This is a genomic window from Streptomyces anatolicus (genome assembly GCF_019400875.1).
Classification (GTDB): Bacteria; Actinomycetota; Actinomycetes; order Streptomycetales; family Streptomycetaceae; genus Streptomyces; species Streptomyces anatolicus.
In genome coordinates, this window is the sequence record NZ_WMBF01000318.1 from 1 (window position 1) to 7315 (window position 7315).

General features: G+C 70.6%; 6 protein-coding genes. 4 read left to right on the forward strand and 2 right to left on the reverse strand.

Annotated elements, in window-relative coordinates; translation table 11 throughout:
* Positions 1 to 51 precede the first annotated feature (51 nt).
* The 4 genes from GKQ77_RS23450 to GKQ77_RS23465 all read left to right on the forward strand — a co-directional run bounded on the left by GKQ77_RS23450 (position 52) and on the right by GKQ77_RS23465 (position 3942).
* Complete coding sequence (locus GKQ77_RS23450; RefSeq protein WP_219690905.1) at positions 52 to 1068, forward strand: S1C family serine protease; 1017 nt, start codon at positions 52 to 54, stop codon at positions 1066 to 1068.
* Positions 1069 to 1144: 76 nt separating this feature from the next.
* A complete protein-coding gene (locus GKQ77_RS23455) occupies positions 1145 to 1882 on the forward strand; it encodes a response regulator transcription factor (RefSeq protein ID WP_125513681.1) in 738 nt (245 codons plus the stop codon).
* Positions 1879 to 3288 (forward strand): sensor histidine kinase, encoded by a 1410-nt coding sequence (locus GKQ77_RS23460; RefSeq protein ID WP_219690906.1) that lies wholly within the window; start codon positions 1879 to 1881, stop codon positions 3286 to 3288. The genes GKQ77_RS23455 and GKQ77_RS23460 overlap by 4 nt, the downstream gene beginning before the upstream one ends.
* A 159-nt stretch (positions 3289 to 3447) precedes the next feature.
* Positions 3448 to 3942: a cupin domain-containing protein gene (locus GKQ77_RS23465; RefSeq protein ID WP_219690908.1), complete on the forward strand. Its 495-nt coding sequence runs from the start codon at positions 3448 to 3450 to the stop codon at positions 3940 to 3942.
* A 29-nt stretch (positions 3943 to 3971) separates the two neighbouring features.
* Here GKQ77_RS23465 and GKQ77_RS23470 read toward each other — a convergent pair whose 3' ends face one another.
* Together GKQ77_RS23470 and GKQ77_RS23475 are read right to left on the reverse strand one after the other, a co-directional pair.
* Complete coding sequence (locus GKQ77_RS23470; RefSeq protein WP_219690909.1) at positions 3972 to 5261, reverse strand: LmeA family phospholipid-binding protein; 1290 nt, start codon at positions 5259 to 5261, stop codon at positions 3972 to 3974.
* A gap of 67 nt (positions 5262 to 5328) precedes the next feature.
* Positions 5329 to 7161, reverse strand: coding sequence for a bifunctional metallophosphatase/5'-nucleotidase (locus GKQ77_RS23475; RefSeq protein ID WP_219690910.1), 1833 nt, complete (start codon positions 7159 to 7161; stop codon positions 5329 to 5331).
* Positions 7162 to 7315: the final 154 nt, after the last annotated feature.

The window sequence follows — 7315 nt, forward strand, 5'->3', positions numbered from 1 at the left end:
TCTCAGGACGTACTAAGCCCCCTCTCATCTACGCCGGTCAATCTCATTGGCATGACCGAGACCTTCCGCCCAAGCGGCGAGTACCCCCCGCAGCAGTCGCCCGCGCCTGTGCACCACGGCGGTACGCAGGGCGCCTGGCCGCCCCCGCCCGCCCACGCGCCGGAGGCAGCACGGACCGGGCCCGCGCCGAGGCGCCGCCGCGCCAAGGGCCCCGTCGCCCTCCTCGCCGCCGTCGCCATCGCGGCCGCAGCGGTCGGCGGCGGCACCGCGTACGCGGTCCAGACCCTCACCGACCAGGGCGCCACCTCCTCCGCCACCAGCACCGACGTCGTGCCCACCAGCCAGAAGGGCACCGTCTCCGGCGTCGCCGAGGCGGTCAGCCCCAGCATCGTCGAGATCAGCGCCACCACCGCCCAGGGCAAGTCCACCGGCTCCGGCGTGATCACCAGGAGCGACGGCGAGGTCATCACGAACAACCACGTCATCGCCGGCGCCACCTCGATCAAGGTGCGGACGCACGACGGCAAGACGTACGACGCCGAGGTCGTCGGCACCGACAGCAAGAAGGACCTCGCGCTCATCCAGCTCAAGGACGCCTCCGGGCTCAAGGCGGCCACCCTCGGCGACTCCGACCACGTCAAGGTCGGCGACGAGGTCGTCGCCATCGGCTCCCCCGAGGGCCTGACCGGCACCGTCACCAGCGGCATCGTCTCCGCCCTCGACCGGGACGTCACCGTCTCCACCGGCGAGGGGCAGGAGCAGCCGCGGAGCCCGCAGGGCGGCTGGCCGTTCGAGTTCGGCGGGCAGGAGTTCAACGGCGACACCGGCTCGTCGAAGACCACGTACAAGGCGCTCCAGACCGACGCCTCCCTCAACCCCGGCAACTCCGGCGGCGCCCTCATCGACATGAACGGCAACATCATCGGCATCAACTCCGCGATGTACTCGCCCAGTTCGACGCAGGCGGGCGCCGAGTCGGGATCCGGCAGCGTCGGCCTCGGCTTCGCCATCCCCATCAACACCGTCAAGGACGACCTCGGCAAGCTCCGGTCCGGCTCGAAGACCTGACCCGCGCCTCCCGCGCCCGCGTGCGAGGCTGATACCGGCCCCGTTTCCGCCCCTGCCCCGAGGAAGTCCGAAGCCCATGAGCCCCGCCGAAGGCGACCGCGCCGGTGACCGTGAGCAGCTGCGCATCCTGATCGTGGACGACGAGCCCGCCGTGCGTGAGGCGTTGCGCCGCAGCCTCGCCTTCGAGGGATACGGCACCGAGGTCGCCGTCGACGGCGCCGACGCGCTGGAGAAGGCCGCCGCCTACCGCCCCGACCTCGTGGTGCTCGACATCCAGATGCCCCGCATGGACGGCCTCACCGCCGCCCGCAGGCTCCGCGCCACCGGCTCGACCACGCCGATCCTGATGCTGACCGCGCGCGACACGGTCGGCGACCGCGTCACGGGGCTCGACGCGGGCGCCGACGACTACCTGGTCAAGCCGTTCGAGCTGGACGAGCTGTTCGCCCGCATCCGGGCCCTGCTCAGGCGCAGCTCGTACGCGGCCGCGGCGGGCCAGGCGCAGGAGGGCGACACGCTCGCCTTCGCCGACCTGCGGATGGACCTGTCGACGCGCGAGGTCACGCGGGGCGGGCGCACGGTCGAGCTGACCCGCACGGAGTTCACCCTCCTGGAGATGTTCCTCGCCCACCCCCGCCAGGTCCTCACCCGTGAGCAGATCCTCAAGGCCGTCTGGGGCTTCGACTTCGAGCCGACCTCCAACTCCCTCGACGTGTACGTGATGTATCTGCGCCGCAAGACGGAAGCGGGCGGCGAGCCACGGCTCGTGCACACGGTGCGGGGTGTCGGGTACGTGCTGAGGGGCGGCGAGTGAGCGGCCTCGTACTGTGGTTCCGCCGGCTTCCGCTGCGGTCCCGGCTTGCGCTGCTTGTGGCGACGGCGGTGGCGGTCGCCGTGGCGATGGCGGCGGCGGTCTGCTGGTTCGTCGTGCGCGACACGCTGGTCAGTTCGCTGGACGACGCGCTGAACGAGAACCGCGTCCGTGACAGCTGGGTGCGCGACATGATCGACGAGAACGGCCAGTGCCGCCGCACGATCGTCGACGCGCCCAACCTGCTCGAGCAGATCGTGCAGGTGGTCGACCAGTCCGGCGGCAGCTGTGCCGTCCTCGGCAAGCAGGACCTCGCGCTCAAGGACGTGGACACCGAGGTCGCCCTCCGCGAGAAACCGCAGGCCTTCCACAACACGACCGCGTCCGACGGCACCGAGTACCGCGTCCTCACCTACCCGCTACAGGGCAGCGCGCTCGCCGTCTCCGTGGCCCGCCCCCTCAGCGAGGTCGACGACACCCTCGACAACCTCGCCCTGCTCCTCACCGCCGTAGGCGGCATCGGCATTCTCGGCGCCGGTGCCGCCGGTCTCTGGGTGGCCCGCACCGGGCTGCGGCCCGTGGACCGGCTCACCGAGGCCGTGGAGCACGTGGCCCGCACGGAAGACCTCGACCTCCGTATCCCCGTGGACGGCGACGACGAGATCGCCCGGCTCTCCGCGTCCTTCAACTCGATGACCGCCTCCCTGGCCTCCTCCCGCGACCTCCAGCAGCAGCTGATCGCCGACGCCGGTCACGAACTGCGCACCCCGCTCACCTCCCTGCGTACGAACATCGAGCTGCTGGCCCGCAGCGAGGACACCGGGCGGGCCATCCCGCCCGACGACCGCAGGGCGCTGCTCGCCTCCGTCAAGGCACAGATGACCGAACTCGCCGCGCTCATCGGCGACTTGCAGGAGCTGTCCCGCCCCGACGCGGCGCACGGCGGGGCAAAGGTGCAGGTCATCGCCTTGCACGACATCGTGGAGGTGGCGCTGGAACGGGCCAGGCTGCGCGGCCCGGAGCTGACCTTCACCGCCGACCTGGCCCCCTGGTACGTCCGCGCGGAGCCCGCGCCGCTGGAGCGTGCCGTGGTCAACATCCTGGACAACGCGGTGAAGTTCGGCCCGCCCGGCTCCACGATCGAGGTCGCCCTGAAGGAGGGCGAGCTGACCGTGCGCGACCACGGTCCCGGCATCCCCGCGGAGGAACTCCCGCACGTCTTCGACCGCTTCTGGCGCTCTCCCTCGGCCCGGAGCCTGCCGGGTTCGGGCCTCGGCCTCTCCATCGTGGCCCGCACGGTCGGCCAGTCCGGCGGCGAGGCCTCCCTGAGCGCGGCGGACGGCGGCGGCACGGTGGCCTCCGTACGGCTGCCGGGCGCCTCCACTCCCCCGCCGGGCATGCTGGGTTGACCGGTGACCGAGCGGTGACTGACCGGCACCCGACCAGCAATTGACCGGTCTTTTCTGCTCGTAACTGCACCCTGCTCGGGGCCAATTGGCGGCATAGAGTCGTACTCACAAGGCCGCGAGGGAAACCCCGGCCACCGCCCCTGAGCAGGGAGAACAACCATGAACGCCGGCATACTCAAGCCCGTCCTGACCCGCGCCACCACCGCCGAGACCACCAGTGACCCCAGCAGCGTCATGACCCTGCTCGCCGACTGCGGGACCGACGGCAGCTCGGTCACCAGCTACCGGTCGACCTTCGCCGAGGGAGCCGTCGGCGCCCCCGCCCACTTCCACACCAAGGCCTCGGAGCTGTTCTTCGTCATCGGCGGCGCCCTCCAGGTGCTCGTCGACGACAAGGTCGAGGTCCTGGAGCAGGGCGACTTCCTGCTCGTGCCGCCGCACACCCCGCACGCCTTCGCCGCCGCCCCCGGCCACGAGGCCGACGTCCTGTTCGTCTTCACGCCGGGCATGCCCCGCTTCGACTACCTCCGGCTGCTCGGCCGCGTGATGCGGGGCGAGGCGAGCCCGCAGGAGATCAAGGACTCCTCCGAGCAGTACGACAACCACTACGTGGACAGCCCGGCGTGGCGCGCCGCCCTCGAAGCGGCCAAGTGACCGAGTCCGCCGGTCAGGGCGCAGCGGGCCTACGGGCCGAAGCCGAGCCCCGCCCCCGTGAGCCGCACCCGGATGCCCTCCTTCTCCACCGTCACGTCCCGCAGCGCCACCGTGCCCGTCGCCTTCCCCGGCAGCTCCGGCAGCTGGAAGGCGAGGGTGAGGCGGTCGGCCAGGGCGGGGCGGGTGAGCCGGGAGAGGCCCTTGAGGAGAGCGGGGTCGAGGCCGAGCTTCTTGAGCAGGGCGGGGTGGCCCATCGCCACGTCGATGAGGTTGAGGCCCATCACGTCGTCCACGAAGCGCGGTGAACCGGTGAGTTCGTTGAGTTTGGCGTCGCTCTTCAGCGCCTCGCGCACCACGGACTCCGGAACACCGAGCCGCTTCACGATCGCGGGCACGGACAGCAGCGCCTTCGCCTTGGCCGTCTCCTTGGCCACCCGGTCAGCCGAGCTGCGCGACAGGTGCAGGCCTTCCTTCTCGCGCGTGCCCGGGCGGTACGTCGCCAGGTCGCCCAGTTGCAGGCTCATGCCGCCGATGTCGGTGGAGATGCCGCGCTCGCCGTTGCGCTGGATGCGGGCGTCGGCCCGTACCTTCAGATCGTGCCCGGCGACGGGCAGCGTGCCGCGCGCGAGGACCTGATCGCCGCCACGGCCCGTGAACGTGACCTGGGAGGCGCCGAGTTCACGGTTCAGATCCTCGAAGGAGAGCAGTACTTCGCCGGTCATCGCGCCGATGCGGGCGCCCTTGATGGACGTGGGCCCCTCGCCGAGGACGGTGATGTCCGTGGCGGTCGCGGAGACCTTGGCGAGCGAGACGCGGTCGGCCGCGACGTCCGGGACGGTCACCTTCACCTGGTCCAGGCGCTTGTCGAGCACCTGGGTGAGGAACGGGAACCCCTCGATGTCGACCTCGGGCGCCGCGCTCAGGTCCATCTGCTCCTTGAGCTTCTCCCCGGCCTCGTGCTCGGCGTAGAGCAGTACCCAGCGGTCGCCGAGGGCGAGGAAGGCGGCGGCGACGAGGAGGGCGACCAGGGCCTTCGCGGCGAGCGGCAGCCCGGCGAAGCGGCGGCGGGCACGGCTGCGGCCCTGGCTGCGGCCCTGGCCGCGGCCCCGGCTCCGACGGCGGCTGCCACGGCGGTGGTTGGGCGGCGTCCACGGAGCGTCGTTCGCGTCATCGGCCCGCTTCTCCTCGTGAAGGAACTCCTCCAGAGGGTTCGGCGCGAGGGCCGCAAGCTCGTCGTACGGGTTGTTGTAGGGCTTCTTGGGGGCGGTGGAGGGTTCGTCCGGAGGGGGCTGCGTGGTTATGCGGTGGGGGGAACGCATCAGATGATCTCACCATACGTTCACACCCCACCCCAAGCCTTACCTCCAGTAGGCGCTGAAGTGAGCGCTACTTCACGATCGTGATCCGGTCCGCCTTCGGCGGCGCGATCGGCTTCTCCGCCGAGGAGTTGGCGGCCAGATAGTCGTTGAACGCCTTCAGGTCGTCGGCGCCCACGAGCGGCTTCGTGCCCTTGCCCAGCTCGGGCAGGCCGTCGCCGCCGCCCGCGAGGAAGGAGTTCAGGGCGACGCGGTAGGTTGCCGCCGGGTCGAGCGCCTTGCCGTTCAGCTTGATGGAGTCGGTGACGACACGGTCCGCGCCGGTCTTCGTCATGTCGAGGGTGTACGTCAGGCCCGCCGACACCTGAAGGATCTTCGGGGAGGCCTCGTTGGCCCCACTGACCTGCTGCTTCAGAGCGGTGACGAGCTGCGCGCCGGTCAGGTCGACGAGATTGACGGTGTTGCTGAAGGGCTGCACGGTGAACGCCTCGCCATACGTGACGACGCCGTCCCCCTCACTGCCGCTCGCCTTGTGGACCAGGTCGGAGCGGATGCCGCCCGGGTTCATCAGCGCGAGATCGGCCTCGGGGTCGAGCGACTTGGCGTGCGCGAGCTGCGCGTCCGCGATGAGGTCGCCGAGCGGGGACTCCGGCACACCGGCGCCGCGGCCGGGGATGTCCCCGGAGATGTAACCGACGGGCCTGTTGGCGATGGGCGCGGCCAGCTTGTCCCAGCGGTTGATCAGCGAGGTCATGTCGGGGGCCTTCGCCTGCTCCCTGCTGACCACGTGGTTCGCCGACTTCACGCTCGTACGCACGATGTCCTTGGTCTTGCGGTCGTACGTGAGCGTGGTGTCGGTGTAGAGCTTCCCGTAGGAGGAGGCCGAGGTCACCATGCGGGGCTTGCCCGCGGGGTCGGGGATCGTACAGACGTACGCGGCGTGCGTGTGGCCGGTGACGAGCGCGTCGACCTTGGGCGTGATGCCCTTGGCTATGTCGGTGATGGGGCCTGAGATGCCGTCGCCCGCGCCCGGGGCGTCGCAGTCGTAGTTGTACGTCTGGCTGGCGGGGGCGCCGCCCTCGTGGATGAGCGTGACGATGGACTTCACGCCCTGCTTGTCGAGGATCTTGGCGTACTTGTTGACCGTCTTGATCTCGTCGTGGAACTTCAGGCCCTTGATGCCCTCGGCGGAGACGATGTCCGGGGTGCCTTCGAGGGTGACGCCGATGAAGCCGACCTTCACGCCCTTGTGCTTCCACACCCAGTAGGGCTTGAGGATGGGCTTGCCGGTCTTCTCGTCCGTCACGTTCGCGGCGAGGTAGGGGTAGTCGGCGCCCTCGAACTGCTTGGGCTTGCCCTTCGCGTCCTTCTCGAAGCAGCCGTCCTTGGGGTGGCAGCCGCCGTTCTGTATGCGGGCCAGCTCCTTGGCGCCCTCGTCGAACTCGTGGTTGCCGACGCTGCTGACGTCCAGGTCCAGCTTGTTCATCGCCTGGATCGTGGGCTCGTCGTGGAAGAGGCCGGAGAGCAGCGGGCTCGCGCCTATCAGGTCACCGGCGGCGGCGGTGACGCTGTAGGGGTGGGCCTTGCGGGCGGTGCGCAGCGAGGTGGCGAGGTACTCGACGCCACCGGCGTCGATCTTCTTCTCGGTCCCGTCGTGCTGCTTCTCCGTCACCTGCCCGGACGAACCGGCGGGCGGCTGGAGGTTCCCGTGGAAGTCGTTGAACGACAGCAGCTGCACGTCCACCGTGCGCTTCTTGCCGCCCTTGCCCCCGGCCGCGTGGTCCTGACCGGCGCTCGCGGGAAGCGCGGCGGCCAGCGCGCCGAGGGTGGCGAGCGAGGCGGCCGCGGCGAGCACGCGCGTGGCGCGCCGTCCGGGCCTGCGTGGATGGGGTGTGGCTGACACGTGTCCCCCTGGGGGTGGTGTGAGACGACTGAAAGGGCGATTCCGCCGAGCGCAGCCTAAAGTCAACGCGCGTAGCGCGACAGGGGGTTGCGGGTTACGAGGTGGTTGCCATCGGGAGCGATACGGGCACTTCATCCCATGTCGGGTGGGGGCG

Bases quoted from the DNA above. Each gene is read 5' to 3' on its own strand.
- GKQ77_RS23450 (WP_219690905.1), top strand. From the start codon at position 52: ATGACCGAGACCTTCCGCCCAAGCGGCGAGTACCCCCCGCAGCAGTCG.
- GKQ77_RS23470 (WP_219690909.1), bottom strand. From the start codon at position 5,261: ATGCGTTCCCCCCACCGCATAACCACGCAGCCCCCTCCGGACGAACCC.
- GKQ77_RS23465 (WP_219690908.1), top strand. From the start codon at position 3,448: ATGAACGCCGGCATACTCAAGCCCGTCCTGACCCGCGCCACCACCGCC.
- GKQ77_RS23455 (WP_125513681.1), top strand. From the start codon at position 1,145: ATGAGCCCCGCCGAAGGCGACCGCGCCGGTGACCGTGAGCAGCTGCGC.